This window comes from Tessaracoccus sp. (assembly GCF_016714275.1).
GTDB lineage: Bacteria > Actinomycetota > Actinomycetes > Propionibacteriales > Propionibacteriaceae > Arachnia.
This window is the reverse complement of sequence record NZ_JADJNP010000001.1, coordinates 798,000-819,484: the sequence shown is the minus strand read 5'-3', so window position 1 is coordinate 819,484 and position 21,485 is coordinate 798,000. Positions and strand designations below refer to the sequence as shown.

Annotated in this window: 22 protein-coding genes; 15 read left to right on the top strand and 7 right to left on the bottom strand. The window is 67.6% G+C overall.

The features are described from left to right. Positions 1-5: 5 nt before the first annotated feature. Together IPJ61_RS03795 and IPJ61_RS03790 are read left to right on the top strand one after the other, a co-directional pair. On the top strand, positions 6-374 hold the full coding sequence (locus tag IPJ61_RS03795) for a hypothetical protein (RefSeq protein WP_297103262.1): 369 nt from the start codon (positions 6-8) through the stop codon (positions 372-374). Beyond that, a complete protein-coding gene (locus tag IPJ61_RS03790) occupies positions 371-1,141 on the top strand; it encodes a COG3415 family protein (RefSeq protein ID WP_297103257.1) in 771 nt (256 codons plus the stop codon). The genes IPJ61_RS03795 and IPJ61_RS03790 overlap by 4 nt, the downstream gene beginning before the upstream one ends. On the opposite strand, the gene IPJ61_RS03785 is transcribed toward IPJ61_RS03790, so the two are convergent. Next, positions 1,125-2,483 carry an IS256 family transposase gene (locus IPJ61_RS03785; protein WP_297103254.1) on the bottom strand — a complete coding sequence of 453 codons (1,359 nt, stop codon included), beginning with the start codon at positions 2,481-2,483 and terminating at the stop codon, positions 1,125-1,127. The two genes, IPJ61_RS03790 and IPJ61_RS03785, sit on opposite strands and share 17 nt — an antisense overlap. Positions 2,484-2,727: 244 nt before the next feature. Between IPJ61_RS03785 and IPJ61_RS03780 the strand changes: the two genes are divergently transcribed. Further along, on the top strand, positions 2,728-2,949 hold the full coding sequence (locus tag IPJ61_RS03780; protein WP_297103251.1) for an integrase core domain-containing protein: 222 nt from the start codon (positions 2,728-2,730) through the stop codon (positions 2,947-2,949). A 17-nt stretch (positions 2,950-2,966) separates the two neighbouring features. On the opposite strand, the gene IPJ61_RS03775 is transcribed toward IPJ61_RS03780, so the two are convergent. Further along, the gene (locus IPJ61_RS03775; protein WP_297103248.1) at positions 2,967-3,521 is read right to left on the bottom strand and encodes an IS630 family transposase; all 555 of its coding nucleotides are present in this window, start codon (positions 3,519-3,521) and stop codon (positions 2,967-2,969) included. A gap of 92 nt (positions 3,522-3,613) precedes the next feature. On the opposite strand from IPJ61_RS03775, the gene wecB reads away from it, so the two are divergent. From wecB to argF, 5 genes are all read left to right on the top strand, one after another. After that, positions 3,614-4,264: a non-hydrolyzing UDP-N-acetylglucosamine 2-epimerase gene (wecB, locus tag IPJ61_RS03770; protein ID WP_297103246.1), complete on the top strand. Its 651-nt coding sequence runs from the start codon at positions 3,614-3,616 to the stop codon at positions 4,262-4,264. 40 nt (positions 4,265-4,304) lie between these two features. Further along, positions 4,305-4,622, top strand: coding sequence for a helix-turn-helix domain-containing protein (locus IPJ61_RS03765; protein ID WP_297103146.1), 318 nt, complete (start codon positions 4,305-4,307; stop codon positions 4,620-4,622). Between the two features lie 17 nt (positions 4,623-4,639). After that, positions 4,640-6,175, top strand: coding sequence for a UDP-N-acetylglucosamine 2-epimerase (locus IPJ61_RS22505; RefSeq protein WP_297103244.1), 1,536 nt, complete (start codon positions 4,640-4,642; stop codon positions 6,173-6,175). Positions 6,176-6,204: 29 nt separating this feature from the next. Beyond that, a complete protein-coding gene (locus tag IPJ61_RS03755; RefSeq protein ID WP_297103241.1) occupies positions 6,205-6,645 on the top strand; it encodes a low molecular weight protein-tyrosine-phosphatase in 441 nt (146 codons plus the stop codon). A 174-nt stretch (positions 6,646-6,819) separates the two neighbouring features. After that, the gene (gene argF, locus IPJ61_RS03750) at positions 6,820-7,824 is read left to right on the top strand and encodes an ornithine carbamoyltransferase (RefSeq protein WP_297103238.1); all 1,005 of its coding nucleotides are present in this window, start codon (positions 6,820-6,822) and stop codon (positions 7,822-7,824) included. A gap of 142 nt (positions 7,825-7,966) precedes the next feature. Here the strand turns inward: argF and IPJ61_RS03745 are convergent, their stop codons facing one another. After that, the gene (locus IPJ61_RS03745; RefSeq protein WP_297103235.1) at positions 7,967-10,084 is read right to left on the bottom strand and encodes a bifunctional metallophosphatase/5'-nucleotidase; all 2,118 of its coding nucleotides are present in this window, start codon (positions 10,082-10,084) and stop codon (positions 7,967-7,969) included. A 175-nt stretch (positions 10,085-10,259) separates the two neighbouring features. Between IPJ61_RS03745 and pdhA the strand changes: the two genes are divergently transcribed. From pdhA to IPJ61_RS03730, 3 genes are read left to right on the top strand one after another with little or no spacing between them, the layout of a single operon-like run. Continuing rightward, complete coding sequence (gene pdhA / locus IPJ61_RS03740; protein ID WP_297105506.1) at positions 10,260-11,327, top strand: pyruvate dehydrogenase (acetyl-transferring) E1 component subunit alpha; 1,068 nt, start codon at positions 10,260-10,262, stop codon at positions 11,325-11,327. Then, entirely contained in the window at positions 11,324-12,301 is a 978-nt protein-coding gene (locus tag IPJ61_RS03735) for an alpha-ketoacid dehydrogenase subunit beta (RefSeq protein ID WP_297103232.1), read from the top strand. Before pdhA ends, IPJ61_RS03735 begins: the two co-directional genes overlap by 4 nt. An 8-nt stretch (positions 12,302-12,309) precedes the next feature. Next, the gene (locus tag IPJ61_RS03730) at positions 12,310-13,881 is read left to right on the top strand and encodes a dihydrolipoamide acetyltransferase family protein (RefSeq protein ID WP_297103229.1); all 1,572 of its coding nucleotides are present in this window, start codon (positions 12,310-12,312) and stop codon (positions 13,879-13,881) included. Positions 13,882-13,947: 66 nt separating this feature from the next. Here the strand turns inward: IPJ61_RS03730 and IPJ61_RS03725 are convergent, their stop codons facing one another. Next, complete coding sequence (locus tag IPJ61_RS03725) at positions 13,948-14,454, bottom strand: hypothetical protein (RefSeq protein ID WP_297103226.1); 507 nt, start codon at positions 14,452-14,454, stop codon at positions 13,948-13,950. Between the two features lie 26 nt (positions 14,455-14,480). Between IPJ61_RS03725 and alr the strand changes: the two genes are divergently transcribed. Then, complete coding sequence (gene alr, locus IPJ61_RS03720) at positions 14,481-15,599, top strand: alanine racemase (RefSeq protein WP_297103222.1); 1,119 nt, start codon at positions 14,481-14,483, stop codon at positions 15,597-15,599. A 9-nt stretch (positions 15,600-15,608) separates the two neighbouring features. On the opposite strand, the gene IPJ61_RS03715 is transcribed toward alr, so the two are convergent. Then, positions 15,609-16,394 (bottom strand): ABC transporter permease, encoded by a 786-nt coding sequence (locus tag IPJ61_RS03715; protein WP_297103218.1) that lies wholly within the window; start codon positions 16,392-16,394, stop codon positions 15,609-15,611. Continuing rightward, complete coding sequence (locus IPJ61_RS03710; protein ID WP_297103215.1) at positions 16,391-17,413, bottom strand: ATP-binding cassette domain-containing protein; 1,023 nt, start codon at positions 17,411-17,413, stop codon at positions 16,391-16,393. Before IPJ61_RS03710 ends, IPJ61_RS03715 begins: the two co-directional genes overlap by 4 nt. Positions 17,414-17,474: 61 nt before the next feature. On the opposite strand from IPJ61_RS03710, the gene IPJ61_RS03705 reads away from it, so the two are divergent. From IPJ61_RS03705 to IPJ61_RS03695, 3 genes are read left to right on the top strand one after another with little or no spacing between them, the layout of a single operon-like run. After that, positions 17,475-18,458 (top strand): helix-turn-helix transcriptional regulator, encoded by a 984-nt coding sequence (locus IPJ61_RS03705; RefSeq protein ID WP_297103213.1) that lies wholly within the window; start codon positions 17,475-17,477, stop codon positions 18,456-18,458. A 57-nt stretch (positions 18,459-18,515) separates the two neighbouring features. Further along, entirely contained in the window at positions 18,516-19,019 is a 504-nt protein-coding gene (locus IPJ61_RS03700) for a SigE family RNA polymerase sigma factor (RefSeq protein ID WP_297103210.1), read from the top strand. Continuing rightward, the gene (locus tag IPJ61_RS03695) at positions 19,016-20,734 is read left to right on the top strand and encodes a hypothetical protein (protein ID WP_297103208.1); all 1,719 of its coding nucleotides are present in this window, start codon (positions 19,016-19,018) and stop codon (positions 20,732-20,734) included. Before IPJ61_RS03700 ends, IPJ61_RS03695 begins: the two co-directional genes overlap by 4 nt. Here the strand turns inward: IPJ61_RS03695 and IPJ61_RS03690 are convergent. Further along, the gene (locus tag IPJ61_RS03690; protein ID WP_297103205.1) at positions 20,726-21,409 is read right to left on the bottom strand and encodes an EcsC family protein; all 684 of its coding nucleotides are present in this window, start codon (positions 21,407-21,409) and stop codon (positions 20,726-20,728) included. The two genes, IPJ61_RS03695 and IPJ61_RS03690, sit on opposite strands and share 9 nt — an antisense overlap. Positions 21,410-21,485: the final 76 nt, after the last annotated feature.

The following is a 21,485-nucleotide window of genomic DNA, read 5'->3' as shown; positions in this document are numbered from 1 at the left end:
AGATCATGACTACACAGCAGCCATCGGTGGCGGGCCAGTCGGGCCAGTCGGGCAGGGCGTCGCGGCGCAAGCGTAAGAGGCTCGCGCCGTCGCAGAAGTACGAGGTCTTCACCTCGGTCTTGACCTCGTCGGCGACCCAGCGGGAGCTGGCCGACAAGTATGGCATCGACCGGACCACGATCCGTTCGATCTGCGCGACCGCGAAGCAGGGCGCGTTGGACGCGTTGGCGGCGGCGGTGCCCGGTCGGCGCGGTAAGACGGCCGAGCAGGCCGAGTTGGACGATGCCCGGGCGGAGATCGAGCGGCTCAAGGCCACCATCTGTGAGCAGGCCGTCGCCCTGCATTTGGAGAAGGGAAAAGACGGTTGGGAATGATCGCCGGCGCCGTTCCCAGCCGTGTGGATGCGCCGGTCAAGAAGGCCCTGCTGGACCTGGTCGATCATGCTGTGGCGGAGGGCTTCTCCACACGGTGGGCCTGCCGGCAGCTCGGCGTGGACCACGCCCGGGTGCTCACCTGGCGGTCCCGGGCTGCGGACGGCGGCGACCTGGCCGACGCGCAGCCCGGCCCCCTGCCCGGGGAGGCGTCGCATGCACTGTTGGACTGGGAACGCGACGAGATCGTCCAGATCGTCCGGGACTGGGAGCAGGTGGACCTCTCGCACCGCAAGCTGGCCCACCGCGGTTCCTATCTTCAGCGGGTGTTCGTGGCCGAGTCCACGGTGCTACGGGTGCTGACCGCGGCCGGGATGCACCTGCCCGGCCTGCCGCCACGCCCACCGCGGCCGAAAACGCCGTGGCCGGAGTGGGCCGAGCTGGTCCCCGGGGTGATCTACATCTACGACTTCACGCACTTCTCGGCGCTGCCCGGCTGGTGCGCGCTCGCCGTCGTGGACGTCGTGTCCCGCTACTGGCTGGCGACCGTGTTCTCCCCGGAGGAGACATCGGTGCAGGTCGAGAACGCGTTCATCGACGCTCTGGAGGCAGACGGAAAGGGCTGGCTGCTCGAGGATCTGGCGTTCGTCGACCAACTGGCCTTAGGCGAGATCCCAGATAACGACGAACGAGTGCCGATGCTGCTTGGAGCTTGTCAAGTTGTTTGTGTAAGGAGTTCGGTCTCCGGGTGGGTTAGAGGTAGGGGTTGATGCGATCGGGGTAGGCGATCGCGAGTTGGGCGAGGGCCTGTTTCCAGTTCGTGGTGACCTGCCCCTCGACGAGGCGGCCTTCGGCGTTGCGTTTCTCTCCCTTCTTGCGTCCTTTCTCCTTGGCGCGGTCGCGGGCCCGCTTGTCTTCGATGTTGCAGATCGCCAGCCAGAGGAGCTTCACGGCGGCCTCGTCGGAGGGGAAGTGGCCGCGGTTCTTCGTGACTTTCCGCAGCTGGTAGTTCAGCGACTCGATGGCGTTGGTGGTGTAGATCACCCTGCGCAGCATCGGCGGGAACGCCAGGAACGGCACGAAGCGGGTCCAGGCGTCGATGAACACGCGTACCGTGTTCGGGTTCGCCCGGCCGAGCTCGGAGGCGGCGAACGCGTCCAGGGCGGCCCTCGCGGCTGGCTCGTCGGCGGCCTGGTAGATCGGCTTCAACGCCGCCGCCATGGCTTTGCGGTCCTTGTAGTTGACGAATCGCATCGCGGAGCGGATCAAATGGACCACGCACGTCTGAACGGTCGACTGGGGCCAGGTGGCCTCGACGGCCTCGGGGAAGCCAGTCAGGCCGTCGCAGCACACGATCAGCACGTCACGCACGCCGCGGTTGGCGAGCTGCGCGCAGACCCCGGCCCAGAACTTCGCGCCTTCGGTGGCCTGGATCCAGATCCCGAGGACGTGTTTGATGCCGTCGATGTCGACGCCGACGGCGATGTGAGCGGCCTTGTTCCGCACGTGGGCGCCGTCGCGGACCTTCACGATCAACGCGTCGAGGTAGATCACCGGGTAGAACGAGTCCAGCGGCCGCTGCTGCCAGATCATCACCTCATCGGCGACCTCGTCGGTGATCTTCGAGATCGTCTCCCTCGAGATCTCGGTCCCGATCGTGGACACCAGATGGTGCTCGATGTCACGGACCGTCATCCCGCCCGCATACAAGCTGATGATCATGTCATCGAGGCCTGACAGGCGCCTGGAGCCCTTCGGGACCAGCATCGGGGTAAACGACCCGTCCCGGTCGCGGGGGATCGCCAGATCCACGTCTCCGACGCTGGTGGCCACTGTCTTCGGATACGACCCGTTGCGCGAGTTCGGGAACATCGCGGCATCCGGGTCGCCCTTGTCGTAGCCGAGATGGTCGGCCAGCTCGGCCTGCAGGCCCCGCTCGAGGCCGGCCTTGATCAGCTGCTGGATCAGCCCGTCACGGCCTTCCAGCTGGACCTCGCCGGCATCGATGCGGGCATACAGGTCATCCAAGGCCCCGGAGGCCTCCAACGCGGCCACGCCGTCGCGCTGCGCACGGCGCCGCTCCTCACGGTCGAGTTTGTCTATCACGGTCATCATTCTGCTTTCGTGTCAGGAGCCACCCCTTACACAAACCATCTGACACCCTCGCTGCTTGCTGTCTCCGACAACGGGCCCCAGATGCGATCCGACCGCACCGCGCAGTTCATGGCCATCGCCCGCATCGCCCAGCACTTCGGACGCCCAGGCACTCCGAACGACCAGGCGTGGATCGAGTCGTTCTTCGGCCACCTCCAAGACCGAACACCCACACCTGGACACCATCGACGACCCCGCCGTCATGCGCACCGAACTAGACGCCAGAAGAGAGCACTACAACAACGTCAGACTCCACGAGGGCATCGGCTACGTCACCCCCGCCGACGAGCACTACGGCCGCGGCGACGCGATCCGCAAGGCCCGCCGCGACGGCCTAGCCGACGCCCGCGCGACCCGCATTGCCACCCGCCGCGCCATGCGGCACAATCAACCCAAACAGGCCAGCCCGGATGAGGACAATTAAAACCCGCTACTGGTTAATTATTTCAGAAACGTGGCGTCCACGCTGAGAACAACCGCTGACTCCGGCGGGTTCAGGTAGAGCCCGACGATGTCGTAGACCTTCTCGGTGAACAACGGGTCGGTGGAGAGCTTGAACCCCTCCTCCAGGTGCGGCTTGAGCCCGAACGCTTTCCAGATCCGTCCCACCGTCGACTTCGACAGCCCGGAGCGCTCGGCCATCTTCGCCCGCGACCAGTGCGTCGCGTTCTTCGGCGTCGACTCCAGCGTGTCCACGATGACCTGCTCGACCCGGTCCACCCCGATCAGCGCCGGACGACCAGGCCGCGGCTCATCGACCAGACCGTCCAAGCGGCGCTCCAGGAACCGGGAACGCCACTTACGCACGGTCGGCAGCGAGACCCCCTGACGGCGTGAGACCTCAGCGTTCGAAGCCCCCATCGCGCACTCCAGCACGATCCTGGAACGCAGTGCGAGATCCTGCGCCGACTTCCGGCGACGCACCCACCGCTCCAACTGATCGCGCTCCTCGTCTGAGAGCGTCAACTCGGGTAGCACGGGTCCTCGTCGCGGCATACCCCATTCTACAAAACAAGAAACGAATTACCGGCGCGACACACTAGAGTGCCCAAGGGGGGTGTGCGTATACGCCGTCCTGGGAGTGAACTGTGAAGAAACGTGTGATGGTCATCTATGGCACGCGGCCAGAGGCTGTCAAGGTGGCGCCTCTCATCAAAGCGCTCACAGCATCAGATGTCCTCAAACCGATCGCAGTGAGCACCGGGCAACACCGCGAAATGATGGATCAAGTCAACACGTGGTTCGGCATCACCCCGGAAATTAACCTCAAGGTGTTCAAGCAGGGGAGCGGGCTGAACGATCTGGCTGCGCGCATTCTCGCCGCTCTCGATCCGGTGCTCGATGCCGAGAAGCCCGACGCCGTTGTCGTGCAAGGCGACACGACGACCGTTGCTATCGCGGCCATCGCCTGCTTCTATCGCCTCATCCCGGTCGTTCACCTCGAAGCTGGTCTCAGGTCGGGCAACATTCACTCACCCTTCCCAGAGGAATCCAACAGGAAGATCGCTGGACAGGTTACGAGTCTTCACCTGGCCCCGACGGGTGTGTCAAAGCAGAACCTTCTCCGCGAGGGCGTCGACCCTCGCACCGTAGTCGTGGCGGGCAACACCGTGATCGACGCTCTGCAGTGGACAGCCGACCAGCCAGTGGTCTTCTCAGACGTGCGTCTGCGCAGTGAGGCCAACGCAGGGCGACCCATGATCCTTCTTGTCGCGCGTCAGACTATGTGGCAGGGGTAGTTAGTTGCTGAGGCAACGCCCCTATCGAAAGGTCTGAGTCATGAGTCGTGCCCCGACGATCCCGGTGGAGAAGAAGCTCCGCATTGTGTTGTCCGTGCTGCAGGGTGAGATCTCGATCGCTGAGGCGGCCCGTCGTGAGAAGGTGTCCGAGCAGGCGATCGGGAACTGGAAGCGTCAGTTCCTCGAGGGCGGGAGGGCCGGCATCGAGGCGGGCAAGTCCAAGCCCTCGTCGCGGGAGCAGCAGCTTCAGGACGAGGTCGCCGAGCTGACCCAGGCCCTCGGCGAGGCGGCGGTCGAGATCCGTGTGTGGAAGAAGAGTGCCGAGGGCCGTCTGGGCCCTTCGAGGACCTCGAGGTGATCCGTGTGGAGTCGGGCATGTCGACCGCGAGGTTCTGCAAGCTGATCGACATGCCCGAGCGGACCTGGCGGCGCTGGCAGGCCAAGGTGAAGACCGAACGGCCGGTGAAGGGTCCGTGGCCGCAGCCGGCGCGGGACGCGGCCCGGCCGCTGGTCACCGCGCATGCGTTGAAGAAGCCGGAGTGGGGGCATCGGAAGATCTGGGCGATGACCCGCCACGACGGGCATAAAGTGTCGCAGGCAACCGTGCTGCGGCTGCTGCGCGATGACGGGCTGATCCTGCCGTCCGAATATCAGAAGCAGCGTCGGGAGCTGGCGAAGGACCGCAAGGCCGCGTTCGCGAGGAACCCGACGGGACCGAATCAGGTGTGGCAGCTGGACTTCAGCGAGTTCGAGACCACCACCGGCGGGACGTGGCGGATCGCGGGGTGCCGGGACTGGTTCTCCAAGGTCGAGCATCCGTTTCACACGTCACCGACGGCGAATCAGCATGACGCGATCGAGCTCGCCCTCGCCGACTACGAGGTCATGTTCGGGCACCCGCTCATCGACCAGTGCGAGGTCGATGCCGAGACGGGAGAGCTACTGCCCGTCGTCACGATCGTCACGGACAACGGCGGCCCGTTCCGGTCGCTGAACTTCGAGCTGTTCATCATGCGCCACCCCGAGCTGCGGCACGTCCGCACCCGGAGTGAGATCACCCGGGCAGAACGGGTCACGCGAACGCGGGTTCGGGACGCTGAAGTACGAGCGGCTGTTCCTCGACGACATCCCCGACGCGCTCACGCTCGTCGAACGCGCCGAGGACTACCGCATCGAGTACAACGAGATCCGCCCGCACGAGGCCATCGCCTGGAACCGGCCGATGGAGGTGCACCTGGGCCTGGCCGACCCCACCATCCCCAACTTCGAAAGAGAAGAAATCCTGCCAACTACTTGACGCGGGACATTCTCACGACGCATCGTCGAGAGAACTGGGGGGAGCCGATGCGTCGTATCGGACTAGCGACTGCTGAGATCGCGCGGAAGTATCCCGAGTACCTCACCGTCTTCCCTGCGCACGCGAACCCGCTGGTACGAGAGCAAGTGCTCCCCGCCGTGGAGAACCTTGACAATGTCATCGTGTGCGAGCCCCTTGACTACCCTGAGTTCGTTCACGCTCAGAAGTGGGCGCAAATCATCCTCACCGACTCGGGCGGCGTCCAGGAGGAGGCTCCCTCGTTCGGGAAGCCCGTTCTCGTTCTGCGAGAGAATACCGAGCGTCCCGAGGCGGTAGATGCGGGCACGGTTAGGCTCATCGGTACCGAGGTCGACCGCATCGTGACCGAGATCTCAAGGCTGATCGACGACCCGATCTCCTACGAAGCAATGAGCCGCGCCGTGAACCCGTACGGAGATGGCCGCGCTGCCGAGCGCAGCGCGGCGGCGATCGCCGAACTGCTGGGTGTAGGTCAGCGGCTTCCTGAGTTTGTGGTCGATCGCAGCAGACCGGAGGTAGTCGGCGACGCCGATGACTCGGAAGGGGCTCGGCGATCGCCCGTTCTGGCGTCATGAAGATGCGTTGAGGGCTGTAGGGTGCCAGGATGAAACGACTGGCCTTCGTCTGCTGGGGAAACATCTGCCGCTCGCCCATGGCGGAGCGTGTCGCGAGGAAGCTGGCCTCGGGTGTCGAGGTGGAGAGCTTCGGGATCTCGACGGAGGAGTTGGGTAACCCTATTGACCGCCGTGCGGCCCGCACCTTGACCGCCGCAGGGTACGACGCGTCGGCCCACCGCGCGCGTCAGATCACCCGCGACGACCTGCTCGCCAATGACCTCGTTGTCGCCGTCGAACCCTTCCAGGTGGATCGGCTGTTGCGCCTCGCTCCGGAGGCCAACGTCGTCCTCTTGAACGACTTCAACCCCGCCCTGTCGAAGGGCACCCCGCTCATCGACCCCTGGTACGGCGACGAGGCGGGCTTCTCAGACACCCTCGCCGACATCGAGGCCGCGATGCCCGGCATCCTCGCCGCGTTGGAGGCCTGAACCCCTGCTCTGCCGTTCAGCCTCCGGCCGGCCAACACAGAGCTCTCCATGTGGGAGGCCAGGTCCAGACACGGCCTGGACTCGCGTATGGAGAGATCTGTGTACGGGCCTGCCCGAATCGGTGTCCGGGCCTGGGCGATAAGGTGTCCCTTTCACCCCGCAAGGAGACCGACGATGAGCCTTCTCGGCCGCAGCTTCCTCAAGGAGCTCGACTTCACCACCGACGAGTGGCTGGCGCTGCTCGACCTGTCCGCCCGGCTCAAGGCTGAGCGCCGCGAGGGACGCGAGACGAAGCGCCTCGTCGGCACGCAGATCGCTCTGCTGTTCGAGAAGACCTCGACCCGGACCCGGTGCGCGTTCGAGGTCGCCGTCGCCGACCAGGGCGGCACCACCACCTATCTCGACCCGTCCGGCTCGCAGATCGGGCACAAGGAATCCGCCGCCGACACTGCACGCGTCCTCGGCCGCTGGTACGACGCGCTCGAGTACCGCGGCTCCGGCCAGGACGTCGTCGAGACCCTCGCGGCGCATGCCGGAGTCCCCGTCTACAACGGCCTCACCGACGAGTGGCACCCCACCCAGATGCTCGCCGACCAGCTCACCATGCTGGAGCACAGCGGTAAGCCGCTGACCGAGATCGCGTTCGCGTTCCTCGGCGACGCCCGCAACAACGTCGGCAACTCGCTGCTCATCTCCGGCGCCATGATGGGCATGGACGTGCGCATGGTCGCGCCCGTGTCGCAGCAGAACGCGGCCGACGTCGTCGCTCAAGCCGAGCGCATCGCCGCCGAGACCGGGGCACGGATCACCATCACCGACGACGTCGCCGCGGGCGTCGCCGGCGTCGACTTCGTCTACACCGACGTCTGGGTCTCCCTCGGCGAGCCCAAGGAGGTCTGGGCCGAGCGCATCGAGCTCCTCCGCCCGTACCAGGTCAACGCCGAGCTCCTCGCCGCCACCGGCAACCCGAACGTCAAGTTCATGCACTGCCTCCCGGCCTTCCACGACCTCGAAACCTCAGTCGGACGGGCCCTCTTCGACGAGTTCGGCCTCGACGGCGTGGAGGTGACCGACGACGTGTTCGAGTCGCCGGCCAGCGTCGTCTTCGACCAGGCCGAGAACCGCATGCACACCATCAAGGCGATCCTGGTCGCGACCCTCGCCGCCGACGCCGGTTGAGGACACGGGCGCTCCTACGCCGCGGCCCGGCTCAACCAGCGGTGATCTCCGCGTCTCCATGGAGAAATGACGCAAGGTTGCCCCTTCTGCGCTCGATAGAGCACAGAAGGGGCAACCCTGCGTCGAAAATCCACTCCTGTGGTTAGTTGCCCGTGTCCGGGAGGCCGGGCTTGGTCGGCTTCGTCGGGGTGGGCGTCGGAGTCGGGGTAGGGGTGGGACGGGTGTCCTCCTTCAGCCGGAGCGTCACCGGCAACCAGATGCTGGTGTCCGACTCCTGGACGTTGAACTCCACGATCACCGTGACTTCTTCGCCGGGGTCCACGCCGTCGATCTCGACGCCGTCGGGCAACGCGATCGACACGGTTCCCGCGCCGTCGGTGACGGTGCCCTCGCCGATCTTCAGGTCGCCCAGGTAGGCCGTGATCGTGTTGTTCGCCAGCGGCGGGGTGACCTTCGGGTTGCCCGGCTCGAGGAACATGTCCAGCGTCTGGGGAGCGAGCCCGCCCTCAAGGGCAGAACCGAACGAGAACTCGAGTGCGTCGCCGCCCTCGACCAGGACGCCGTCGGGGATCTTCGCGGAGACGCCACGCATCGAGTAGTCCGGGCTGAGCGGTGAGACGAGGCCGACGTACTCCACCCACACACCGAGGTCGCTGAGGCCCGTGTCGGCGGTGTTGACGCCGTTGGCGAACTCGCGGAAGTTGTCACCGCCCGCGATCAGGAACGAGCCAGACCCGACGGTGTACAGCTTCTCGAGATCGATCGGCTCCCCGTTGATGGCGACCGACGTGATCCGCGATCCCTCCGGCAGCGACTCGTCGTAGGTGTAGCTCACGTTGTCGGATAGCCCGAGCGCGAGGAACGGCCGGGAGGGCGCGTTGCCCTCGGCGTCGCGCTGCCACTGCTGCTCCAGCACCGTCTTGAACTGAGCGCCGGTCAGCTGCGTCGTGAAAAGAGAGTTCGCGAACGGCAGCGTGAGCGCCGCCTCGCGGAAGGTGACGTCGCCCTTGTCGAAGCTGTCGCGCGTGCCGCCCGGGTTCTGGACCCCGATGAACTCGGGATCGTCTCCGCCGAGCACGTCGGCGAACATCTGCGCGACGAGGTTGCTCATCGGGGACTCGACGTTGCGGATGTCCGCGTTGCCGAGGCTGCCGGGTGTCGAGATGGCCTCGGTGGTCTCGCCGATCACCTGCTGGCCCTTCTCCATCGCGACGGCGTACGCGGCGCGGGCGATGTCGTTGATCTCCTTGATCCGCGGCAGCGACTCGTCCGACTCCGCGGCGGGCGCGATGATCTCCTGCGTGACCTCGCAGACGCCCTTACCCGTGCCGTCGACGACCAACTCCACCTTTGCGAGCTTTCCCGCGTAGGAGCCTGCCTGGATGATCGGGCGGTCGGTGCTGTTGGCGCTCGTGTAGGTGTACTCCTGGTGCGTGTGCGCGTTGAAGATCGCCGTCACGCGGGGATCGATGTCGCGGTAGATGCTGTCGAACGCGGCGCTGGCGGCGGCGTTGGCCTCAGCGGTCAGCTTGCCGTTGCCCGCGCCCTCGTGCAGCGACGCGAGCACGACGTCGGCCTCCCCGTTGGTGGGGTCGCCGTCGAGCAGTTGCCCTGTGACGCGGTTGACGGCCGCGACGGGGTCGCCGATGGTCAGCGTCGAGATCCCCGCGGGGGAGACGAGCGACGGCAGGTCTGCCGTCACCACGCCGACGATGCCGATCTTGACGCCCGCCTTCTCGATGACGGTGTATTCCTTCAGCGGGGCGGCGACCGTCGTCGTGCCCTTCTCGTACACGTTCGCGCCGAGGTAGTCGAAGCCGCTGGCCGCGCCGGCGACGCGGCCGGACAGGTCACTCCAGCCTTTGTCGAACTCGTGGTTGCCGACGGTGGACGCCTCGAGTCCGGCGGCGTTCATAGTGTCGAGCGTGGGGGTGTCGTCGGCCATCATCGACACGAAGGTCGAGGCGCCGATGTTGTCGCCCGAGGAGATCAGCAGCACGTTGTCCTCGCCGTCGGCGACGCGTGCCTGCTCGACCGGTGTGAACAGGCGCCCCGCGAGGTAGCCCACGGTCTGGTCGAGGGGGCGGGAGTCGTCGTAGATGCGGCCGTGGAAGTCGTTGAACGCGAAGATGGTGATGGTCTCGGAGGGTGCGACACACTCCCCGGGCGCGGCCTGCGCCGTCGGCGAGAGAGTGGTGAATCCTGCGAGTGCGAGGGCGACGGCGGAAAGGGTGGCCGTCGCGCGGCGTGCTGATGACATGGTGCTCCGATTCGGGGGGCGGACGTACGTCAGTTTTGTCAGCATCCCACAAACGGGCGGCGCGAGGTGTGGAATGTCCCTATCCGGCGGTGTTCGCTGAATAAGCTACGCTGGCGTAAGTTACGGTTACGTAGGTTGGGAGAAAGGGGGCCGCGTGCGCGGTCAGAGTCACGACATGGTGCAGCTGCTCACCCCTGATGGGGAGCGCGTCGACAACGACGACTTCGAGTTCACCGGGACCACAGAGGACCTCGTCGGCTATCTCCGCGACATGATCCTCGCGCGCCGATTCGACGCAGAGGCGACGGCCCTGCAGCGGCACGGCGAACTGGGCTTGTGGCCCCCGCAGCTGGGTCAGGAGGCCGCCCAGGTCGGCTCCGCCCACGCAATGCGCCCGGCTGATGTCGTCTTCCCCTCGTACCGCGAACACGCCGTCGCGATGGTCCTCGGCGTCCCGCTCGCTAACCTGCTCGGGCTGTTCCGCGGCGTGAACGGGGGCGACTGGGAGAAGCTCGAGACCTTCAAGAACTACCAGATCGTGATCGGCTGTCAGACGCTGCACGCTACCGGCTACGCCATGGGGCTCCAGTTCGACGGCGTCGTCGGCACCGGCACCGACAAGGACGCCGCGGTCATCGTCTACCACGGCGACGGCGCGTCCAGCCAGGGCGACGTCAACGAGGCGTTCGTGTTCGCGGCGTCCTATAACGCTCCCGTCGTGTTCTTCTGCCAGAACAACCAATGGGCGATCTCGGAGCCGATCGCGCTCCAGTCGCGCATCCCGCTCTTCGAGCGCGCACGCGGCTTCGGCTTTCCCGGGGTACAGGTGGACGGCAACGATGTGCTGGCCGTCAAGGCCGTCACCGACTGGGCGATGGAACGCGCCCGTGCGGGCGAGGGGCCCACCTTCGTCGAGGCGTTCACCTACCGCATGGGCGCCCACACCACCTCCGACGACCCGACGAAGTACCGCGGCTCCGTGGAGGAGGAGGCCTGGCGGGGGAGGGACCCCATTTTGAGACTCACCCGCTACCTAGAGCGAGAGGGCGTCATCGACGACGCGTGGCTTGCCGCCGTCGAGGAAGACGCCAAGCAGCTGGGTGTCGATGTCCGCGCCACCATCAAGCAGCTCAAGGACGTCACCATGGACAGGCTGTTCGAGACGGTCTACGCCGAGCCCACCGTCGCGCTGGAGGCCCAGCGCCGCGAGTACGCCGAGTACGCCGCAGGGGAGGACGCATGAACGAGTCGTTGACCATGGCGAAGGCCCTCAACCGAGGCCTCCGCCGGGCGCTGCAGGCCGACCCGAAGGTGCTCCTCGCGGGCGAGGACATCGGCAAGCTCGGCGGCGTGTTTCGCATCACGGAGGGGCTTCAGGCCGAGTTTGGCGAGAACCGCGTGATCGACTCCCCTCTTGCCGAGTCGGGCATCATCGGCACCGCCGTCGGCCTCTGCATGCGTGGCTACCGCCCCGTCGTCGAGATCCAGTTCGATGGATTCGTCTTCCCCGGATTCGCCCAGATCGTCACGCAGGTGGCCAAGTTCCACATGCGCACCGGCGGCCAGAACCCGATGCCGATGGTGATCCGCATCCCGTTCGGCGGCGGGATCGGGGCTATCGAGCACCACTCAGAGTCGCCCGAGGCCTACTTCGCACACACCCCCGGCCTGAAGGTGGTGTCGTGCTCGAACCCGAACGACGCCTACTGGATGATCCAGCAGGCCATCCAGTCCGACGACCCGGTCGTGTTCTTCGAGCCGAAGCGCCGCTACCACGTCAAGGACATGGTCAACTTCACGTCGCGCCCGGCGCCCATGCATCAGGCCGCGATCACCCGCTACGGCACGGACGCCACGCTGCTCTGCTACGGCCCGATGGTCAAGACATGCCTCGACGCCGCCGCTGTCGCCGCGGAGGAGGGCACGTCGCTGGAGGTCGTCGACCTCCGCACGCTGAACCCCATCGACTGGGTGACCATCCAGTCGTCGGTGCGGCGGACCAGGCGCGCCATCGTCGTGCACGAGGCGCCACGGACGCTGGGCATCGGGTCAGAGATCGCTGCGAAGCTGCACGAGGACCTGTTCTATGTGATGGAGTCGCCCGTGATGCGGGTCACCGGCTACGACATGCCGTACCCGCCCGCGCGGGTCGAGGAGGAGTACCTGCCCTCCGTCGACCGCATCTTGGACACCGTCGACCAGTCGCTGGCCTACTGAGGAGAGCTATGAAGCGCCAATACCTGCTGCCGGATCCGGGCGAAGGACTGCTCGAGGCCGAGGTCGTCGCCTGGCGAGTCGCCGAGGGCGACGTCATCGAGGTCAACGACGTGCTGGTCGAGATCGAGACCGCGAAGTCTCTGGTCGAGTTGCCGTCGCCGTTCGCGGGCACCGTCGTCTCGCTGCTCGTCGCGGAGGGGACGATGGTCGAGGTAGGAACGCCCATCGTTGAGATCGACGACGGCGAGGAGGAGGCCCCTGCCGCGGCCGAGGAGTCTGGGCCGAACCTGGTCGGTTACGGAGCCAGCGACGCGCCCTCCCGCCGACGGCGCCGTGGCAAGGTCGCGGAGGACCGCGGGGGCGCTTCCGAGGCCCTTTCGACCGCGTATGAGCCGCACGAGCCCGGCCGCCGCGCCGACGAGGTCCACCCGGCCACCACCGTGCACGCCCAGGCGACGGGTGACCCGCTACCCACCCCGGGCAAGGCACCGTCGGAGTCGCAGCTGGTGCTGGCATCCGACGTCGGCTCCGTGAAGGCCAAGCCGCCCGTGCGCAAGTACGCCGCCGACCTCGGGGTCGACTTGAGCGGCGTCGTCGGCACCGGCCCCGACGGCACCATCACTCGCCGCGACGTCGAGGCGGCCGCCGCATTCCGGTACCTCGACGAGCAGCCCAAGCAGGGAAGGATCCTCAACGACCAGGCGTCCTTCCAGGCGTTCGGCGGCGCGACCGAGGCCCCGAGCTACGCGGGCACGTCGTTCTCCGGCTCCCACTTCGGCGGCGGGTTCGGCCCGACGGAGGGCCTGGGCGGCTTCGGATCAGGCGGCTTCACGGCCCCCGGCGCGGGCGGCTTCGACCCGTCGCAGGGCCGCAACGAGCGTCGCGTCCCCATCAAGGGCGTGCGCAAGATCACGGCTGAGAACATGGTGCGCTCCGTGCGCACCCACGTGCACGTCACCGAGTGGATCACCGTCGACGTCAGCGGCACCATGGAGTTCGTCGAGACGCTGAAGTCGCGCCGGGAGTTCACCGGGCTGCGCATCTCGCCGCTGCTGATCTACGCCAAGGCCGTGTGCCTCGCCCTGGGCCGCAACCCCGACCTGAACACGTCGTGGGACGAGGAGCGCCAGGAGATCGTCTACTACGGCGACGTGAACCTGGGCATCGCCGCAGCGACCCCGCGCGGGTTGATGGTGCCGAACATCAAGGGCGCGCAGCGGCTGAACCTGCTGCAACTCTGCCAGGCCGTCAACCAGCTGGTGCAGGTGTCCCGCGAGGGCAAGCTTCAGCCGGGCGACTACTCGAATGGCACGTTCACGATCACCAACGTCGGAGTCTTCGGCATCGATGCGGGCACCCCGATCATCAACGGCGACGAGTCGGCGATCTTCTGCATGGGCTCGATCGAGCGCCGTCCGTGGGTCGTCGGGACGGGTTCCGAGGAGCGGATCGAGCCGCGCTGGGTGACAACCCTCGCCGTCGCGTTCGACCACCGGATCATCGACGGCGAGCAGGGCTCTCGCTTCCTGCACGACGTCGCCTCGATCCTCCGCGAACCGGCGGTCGCGCTGCTGTTCTGACCACTGTTCCTTGAGCCATGCCCCGCGAAGCATCGGGCGGCGGCTCCTTCGTCGCCGTTGCCCGGCTCAAGGAACGGGAGCGTCGTCGGTCTTGTCCTTGAGGTGGGTCGTGACCGCGACGCCGATCTCGATCAGCACGCGCAGGACCAGAACCTTGACCAGCAGCGCGCCGGCGCCGCCGACGACGGTCTGCAGTACCGCGAGGGGCGAGACCAGGATGTAGTCGCTGCCCGTGGCAAAGACCCTGACGACGGCGAACAGCCACTCGACGGCAAGGCCGATGGTTCCCAACAGGAAGATCAGCCCTGCCGAACCGGGCAGTGACAAGGTCGTGAGCGTGAAGTCGAAGGGGCTCGGCTTCGACGGTGAGGGCTGCGCCCACAGCTTCGGGTTCTGCGGCGGGGCATCCCAGGCCGGCGGCGGCTGCGGCCAGGGACCGTCTTGCGGCTGGGCCCAGGGATCGCCGCCCTGTGGTTGCGGCTGGGCCCAGGGGTCGCCCTGCGGCTGCTGTCCCGTCACGGGGTCCTGAGGCCGTTGCCATTCCTGGCCGGGCGTCCACTGCTGGTTCGACATGCCTGCGAGTCTGCCAGACTGTGCGCATGCCCACGCCGACGCGCTTCCAGGTCGATCTCGACGCGCTCCACGCCAACCTTGCCGCCGCGCGCGGCCTGGCCGGTGGGCGGAAGGTCCTCGCCGCGGTGAAGGCGAACGCGTACGGGCACGGGCTGGTCCCCGTCGCGCGGAGCATTCAGGAGCGCGGCTCCGCGGACTGGCTGGGAATCGCCGTCACCGCCGAGGGCCAGCAACTGCGCGCCGCGGGCCTGACGCTCCCCATCCTCAAGTTCACGCCGACGCTGCCGGACGACCTCCGTGCGGCCATCGACGCCGACGTCACGCTCTCGGTCGGCGATGAGGACGCGGTCCTGGCGGCCCGTGTGGCCGCCGCCGAGGCCGGCCGCGTCGTCGACGTGCATCTCGCCGTCGACACCGGCATGCGCCGCGTGGGGGCCGAGCCTTCCGACGTCGAACGCCTCGCCGCACTGCTGGCGGAGTCGCCGTCGCTCCGGGTCGGGGGCATCTTCACGCATCTGCCGATCAGCGACGTCGCCGCGGGGGAAGAGTTCACGCGCGCGCAGCTCGCGGTGTTCGCCGACGCGGTCGGCGCCGCGGAGTCGGTGCTCGGCCCCATCGAACTAGTGCACGCGGCGAATTCCGGCGCGGTCCTCGGCCACGACCTCGGCCGGACGAACATGGTCCGCCCGGGCATCATGATCTACGGCTCCTACCCCGACGCGGCGACGGTGCCGACCCGGCCACTCCGGGACGTCGGACGCTGGATCTCGCGCGTGACGTTCGTGAAGCGCATCCGGGCCGGCGAGTCCGTCGGTTACGGCCGCACCTGGACGGCGCCGGCCGACACGTGGATCGCGACGGTCGCCGTCGGCTACGGCGACGGCTATTCGCGGCTGAACTCCTCGCGCGGCCGGATGTTGATCGCTGGGCGCTCCTACCCTGTGGTGGGTCGCGTGTGCATGGACCAGACCATGCTCGACCTGGGGCCGGAGGCGCCGTCGGTAAGGGTCGGCGACGAGGTCGTGCTGATGGGTACGAGCGGCGCCGAGCGCGTCGGCGTCGAGGAGCTCGCCGCGCTAATGGGAACCATCACCTACGAGGTCACCTGCCTGGTCGCCGACCGCGTCCCCCGCGACTACGTCTAGCGCCCGGTCTCAGCTACTGCGACGCATCCCGCGGATGCCGACGGCCAGGCCGAGCACAGCGACCGCGACCGCGGCAACCCAGCCCCAGAGCACGGTCGGGTTCGTGAAGTCGCCCGCGATCAGAGCACGCTCGGCCTGCACCACCCAGTTCACCGGGTTGACGGCGGAGACGGCGCGCATCCACGCCGGGCCTTCGTCGAGGGGAAGCAGCATCCCGGAGAGGATCAGCAGCGGGAAGATCAGCGTCTGCTGCACGCCCCAGAACAGCCACTCGCGGTCTTTGGTGGCCAGGGCGAGGGCGTAGGACAGCGAGCCGAGTCCGACGCTGAACACCGCGAGCAGGACCAAGCCGATCAGCAGCCCCGCCGCGTGGAAGCGGAAGCCGAAGATCGCCGAGATCGACACGATCAGCAAGGCCTGAGCCATGATCGGGACGATCTCCTTGAGCGCGCGCCCGATCAGCAACGACGACCGTGACAGCGGCGCGACGAGGGTGCGCTCGTGCGAGCCCGTCATCATCTCGTACTGGAGATTCGAGCCCACCGCACCGGTGCCGAACAGCACGATCATGACGATCACTCCCGGGACGAACCAGCGCAGGGTCTCACCGACGGGCATGCCGGACTGTCCCACAAGCAGGGGTGCGAACAAGCCGAGGAAGACCAGCGGTTGCACCAGGCTGAAGATCAGCGTGAAGGGGTCGCGGGCCACGGGCCGGAGCTCACGGGTGAGGATGTGCCATGTGTCGCGGACGACACCCGACGGTGCGGCGGTGCCTGTCTTGGTGCTGCTCATTGGTGTGCCCCTTCCTGCTGGGTGGTGGTCTCGGCGGTGGTGCTCTCGGTCATGTCGGCGTCGCGCAGCGTCCTGCCGGTGAGGGCAAGGAAGACGTCGTCGAGGGTCGGCGGCACCCCTGTGGCCCGCTCGACGCGCAGCCCCGCAGCGTCCAGCTCCCGGACCGCGGCAGGCAAGAGGGCGTCGCCGTCGGGAACGGTCATCGTCACGGAGGCGTCGCCGGTGCGGCGAGCTTCACGCTGCGCGAGGCGCTCCAGGACCGGGGCTGCGCCGTCGGCCTCGTCCTGGGAAGCGAAGGTGAGGGTGATGATGTCGCCGGCCAGATTCGCCTTGAGCCGGGCCGCGGTGTCGTCGGCGATCACCCTTCCCTGGTCGATCACCATGACCCGTTCCGCGTAGCGGTCCGCCTCCTCCAGGTAGTGCGTGGTGAGGAAGACGGTGGTGCCATGCTCCGCGCGGAGATCGATGATGTGCTGCCACAGGTTGGCGCGGCTCTGCGGATCCAGGCCTGTCGACGGCTCATCGAGGAAAAGCAGCGGAGGCGCGTGCATGAGGCCGAGTGCAACGTCCAGGCGCCGCTTCTGGCCTCCTGACAGCTGCTGCACCGTGCGTTTGGCGAACGGCGCCAGGTCCAGCGACTCGATCAGTTCGTCGGCGCGGCGGCGGGCGACGTCCTTGGCGATGCCGTAGAACGCGCCTTGGCTGATGAGCTCGTCGCGCACCCGCTGGGCGAAGCTGCCGCTGGTCAACTGGCCGACGTAACCGATGCGGCGGCGCACGTCGGCCGGCTGCCGGAGGATGTCGTGACCGACCACCCGCGCGGTACCGGCGGTCGGTGGGATGAGGGTGGTGAGCATGCGCAGGCTGGTCGACTTGCCCGCGCCGTTGGGCCCGAGAAAGGCCACGAGCTCGCCGGGCGCGACCTCGAAGGAGAGGTCGGTCACGGCCTCGACAGTGTTCTTTCCGACGGTGAAGCGCTTGGTCAGTCCGCGCACCTCGATGATGGGTTCATTCGGCATGAAACCACCGTAGAACCAATTCAGGTCAGATCCTGTCCGCAATGAATGGCATAGTGAGGGCATGTCCGATACGACGACGCGGGCGCTCGCCCTGTTGAACCTACTGCAGACCCACCGGCACTGGCCGGGCTCGGAGCTCGCGGACCGTCTGAGTGTCACCGAACGCACGGTGCGCCGCGACGTGGAGAGGCTGCGCGAGCTGGGGTACCGGATCGCGTCGGTTCCCGGCCTGGCCGGCGGCTATCGTCTCGAGGCCGGGAGCGCGCTCCCGCCGCTCCTGCTTACCGACGACGAGGCCGTCGCGATCGCCATCGGCCTGCGCGTCGCGGCCTCGCAGCGGTTGGTCTCCGGCCCCGAGACAACCGTCACCGCGCTGGCCAAGCTGGAGAAGGTGTTGCCCGCGCCGCTGCGTCGGAGAGTGTCCGCGATCGTCGCTGCCATGCAGCCTGCGGGGATCCAGGCCGGTGTCGCGGTGTCCGGCGAGGTGCTGGGCGAGTTGGCGCTGGCCTGCCGCGACCGCGAACGCGTCCGGTTCACCTACACCTCGGCCTCGGGCGCGGTCACCCGCCGACACGTCGAGCCGCATGCGCTGGCGCCCGCCGAACGCCACTGGTATCTGCTGTGCTGGGATCTCGACAAGGACGACTGGCGTACGTTCCGTGTCGATCGTCTCGAGGACGTGGAGCACACCCAGGCGCTGTTCACGCCGCGGCCGCTGACGTCCGAGGAGGTCGAGGAATTCATCTTCGTGGCCCGTTCCTGGGGACGGCAAAACGTCGAGGCCGATGCGGTGATGGAGCTGCCCTACGACGAGATGCGCGGCTACTTCGGCCAGTGGGGCCAGGGTGCTGAGCCCGTCGGAGACGACAAGACCAGGTGGCCGGTGGGAGGCGCGGACTTCCGCGAGACCATGTATGGCCTTTCCTGGATCCCCGCGGGTGTCGAGTACACCACCGATCTCGCGGAGCCCGCTCGCTCCGAACTGCGGGAGACCTTGGAACGGATGCTGCGAGCCTTGGACGGGCAAGCCTGGCTATCGGCGTGAGCAGTGGAGCAACCTCCGCGGCCTTCCAGAGCGTGTAATGGGATAGGAGGTGCGGCGATGAACGACGAGCAGGGCTTCGAGGCGTTCGTGCGGCGGCGCGGGCGCGACCTGTGGCGGTCCGCGTGGCTACTCACAGGAGACGGTGGGCGCGCGGAGGACCTGGTTCAGACCGCGCTCGCCAAGACCTATCCGCGCTACGACGGCAACGACCGTTCATTCGAGGCCTATGTCCGCACGACGATCTACCGCACGTTCGTCTCGTGGTGGCGGCGGCGCTGGACCGGCGAGGTACCGAGCGAGCGCATGCCGGAACCCGGGCCCGACGGCGGGAGCGCGCCCGCCGTCGACCTCAACGAGGGCCTACGCATCGACGTCCTGCGTGCCCTCGCCGAACTTCCTCGCGCCCAGCGCGCCGTGCTGGTGCTGCGCTATTTCGAGGACCTACCCATCGCCGAAGTCGCCGAGCTTCTGGGTCTCGCCCAGGGCACGGTCAAGGCGTATTCCCACCGCGCGCTCGAGCAGCTGCGCGGGTCCGTCCATTTGGAGGAGCAACAGTCATGAACGACGAAGATGTGACCAAGATTCTCGGTCAGGTAGTGCCGGACGCACCCTCGCCCGACGCGTGGGCGGGCGCAGCCGTGCGGCGCGCGCGTCGTCGGCGGATCGGGGGCGTAGCAGCGGTCGTCGCGCTGGCCCTTGTCGCGGTGCCCATGGGCGCAATGATGTTCAACAGGCCGCTGGTGGCCGGTCCCGCCGAGTCGACAGGCGAGGTGACCGGCGACGTGATGATCCTCGGCAGCGCCGACGCGCCGGAGTTGTGCCTAGGCGCGATCCGCGAGTCCTATCCGCCCCAATGCGGCGGGCCCGCGCTCAAGGGTGACTTCCGTTGGGAACAGGTCGAGTTCGAGGAGGCCAACGGCGTCCGTTGGACCAACAGCACCTATACCGTCCGCGGCCACTACGACCCCGACGACGGCGACAGCGGCTCGTTCACGCTGACCGCACCTCCTGTCGTCGCCCCGCTCGTGCAGGAGCCTGCGGGTCTGGACTTCCCACAGCTCTGCGACGACCCGTACGCCGACGGAGGCGACCCGGGGGCAGGTGGAGAGGCGCCCGACGGCTCGGAGGCGCTCCATGCGGCAGCCGCGAAACTGCCTGTGGTCACGATGTACGTGTCCGACGGGAGCAGCAACTTCAACGTGCTGGTGCAGGGAGCCGCCGACGAGGCCTTCCGCGCGCTGCGGGCCGTGTGGAAGGGAGGACTGTGCGTGCAGTCCTCGGATGCGCCGACGGAGGCGCGCCGGATGGAGGTGCTCGGTGCCGTGATGGCCGCCCTGCCGGACGGCCAGCTCGTGACCGCCGATGCCGGCGGCATGAAGCCCGAGGTGAACGTCCACGTGGTGATCATCACGCCGGAAATCGAGGCCGCGGTCCGCAAGGCGGCAAAGGACGTGCCGGTCACGCTCACAGCGGTGTTCAACCCGGTCGGTCCGGACACGCCGACACAGACCCCGTCAACGGATCCGACGGCGCCCGTGACCCCGCCCGCGTCGGACCTCCCGACCACTGACCCGGATTCGCCGACGTCGTCGGACTCAACGCTCACGCTCCGCACCTTGCGGGGCACCGCGCGGATCCTCCAGAAAGAGGGCGAGCTTCCGCGGCTGTGCGTGAGGGAGGCGTGGGAGGCGACGGAGCCGTTCTCCTGCGAGGGCCCGACCCTCAAGGGTGACGTCAACTGGGACGAGATCCCGCACACCACGGATCAGGGGGTCCTTGTCAGCGACGGGCACTACACAGTCACGGGCACGTACGACCCCACCGACGGCGACCCCGGCTCCCTGACGCTCGACGGCCCGCCGGTCTTCGCGGGGCAGCCCGGCGTCGAGTTCGAGCGGTACTCGACGTTGTGTGCCGAGAAGAGCGACACGTGGCGGGACGACCCGAGGTGGCCGACGATCGTGATCGCACCAGACCCCGAGGGCCACATCCCGCTTCCAGATCCGCAGGGTTGGGTGTGCTCCCGCCTCACCGGAGCGGTTGCCGACGACAAGCTCGACGCCATTCTAGACGCGCTGCCTACCATCCGCGACCCGCGGATCGTCGGCTACTCGCGCGATGGAAACGACCTCGTCGTGAAGGTGCTCGCGGCAGACGACAAGCTGATGGACATGGTGTACGCCGTCGTCGAGGAGACCGGCATGCCGGTTGTGGTTCGTACGGCGCTCACGCCCCCGGGCGAGAACGACACAACGATCGTCGCGCCCTCACGCTGATTCGGTGGTCACCGACCCTGAGCGCTTCGGCCGACGGTTGGGGAACTCGTGCATGGCGTGCCTGGCGATCGACAGCGTCGACCAGCCGTCGACGGCGGCGCCGACCCCGCCTCCGACCAGCGGGATGCGCTTCCCGATCCACACGCCGAGGCGCTTGCCCGTCAGCTGGTTGAGTGAGCGGTCGAGGAGTGCACGGGCGACCTGAGCGTCGAGGCGGGCGTCGAAGACCGGCGCGGTGGCGACCAGCAGCGGCGACGACGGCAGCACGCCCTTCGAGACCAGGGACGCGGTGGTGCTCGGCCCCAGCATCACCATCAGGATGGCGGTGCGGACCCGAGGGTCGGCCAGTTCGTACCCGCGCAGGTGCGCGATGCCGGAGACCAGCCGCGCCTGGAGGAAAGCTGCGGCCGTCATGTTCGCGGGCGCAGTGATCAGGCTGACGAAGAAGCCGCCCCAGTTCGTCGCGAACCCCTGCCCGCCCGCCATGGCGGTGTGCGACGTGATCATCCGGGAGATGGCGTCCTCGACGTCGTTCTTCTGCAACAGCAGTTGCTTCGCCGAGTGTTTGGCACCGGGCAGTTTGCCCTTGCCCTCGATGGCGATCTCCAAGATCTCGTGAAAGACGTTGGCGGAGATGCCTTCGCTGATGGCGATGACTTGGTTCTTCTCGCTCATGGCACCCTCCTCACGGGTCCAGACTGTCACACCTCCCCAAGCGCGTCGAGGGTGACCAGGGATGGAGCCGGGACGG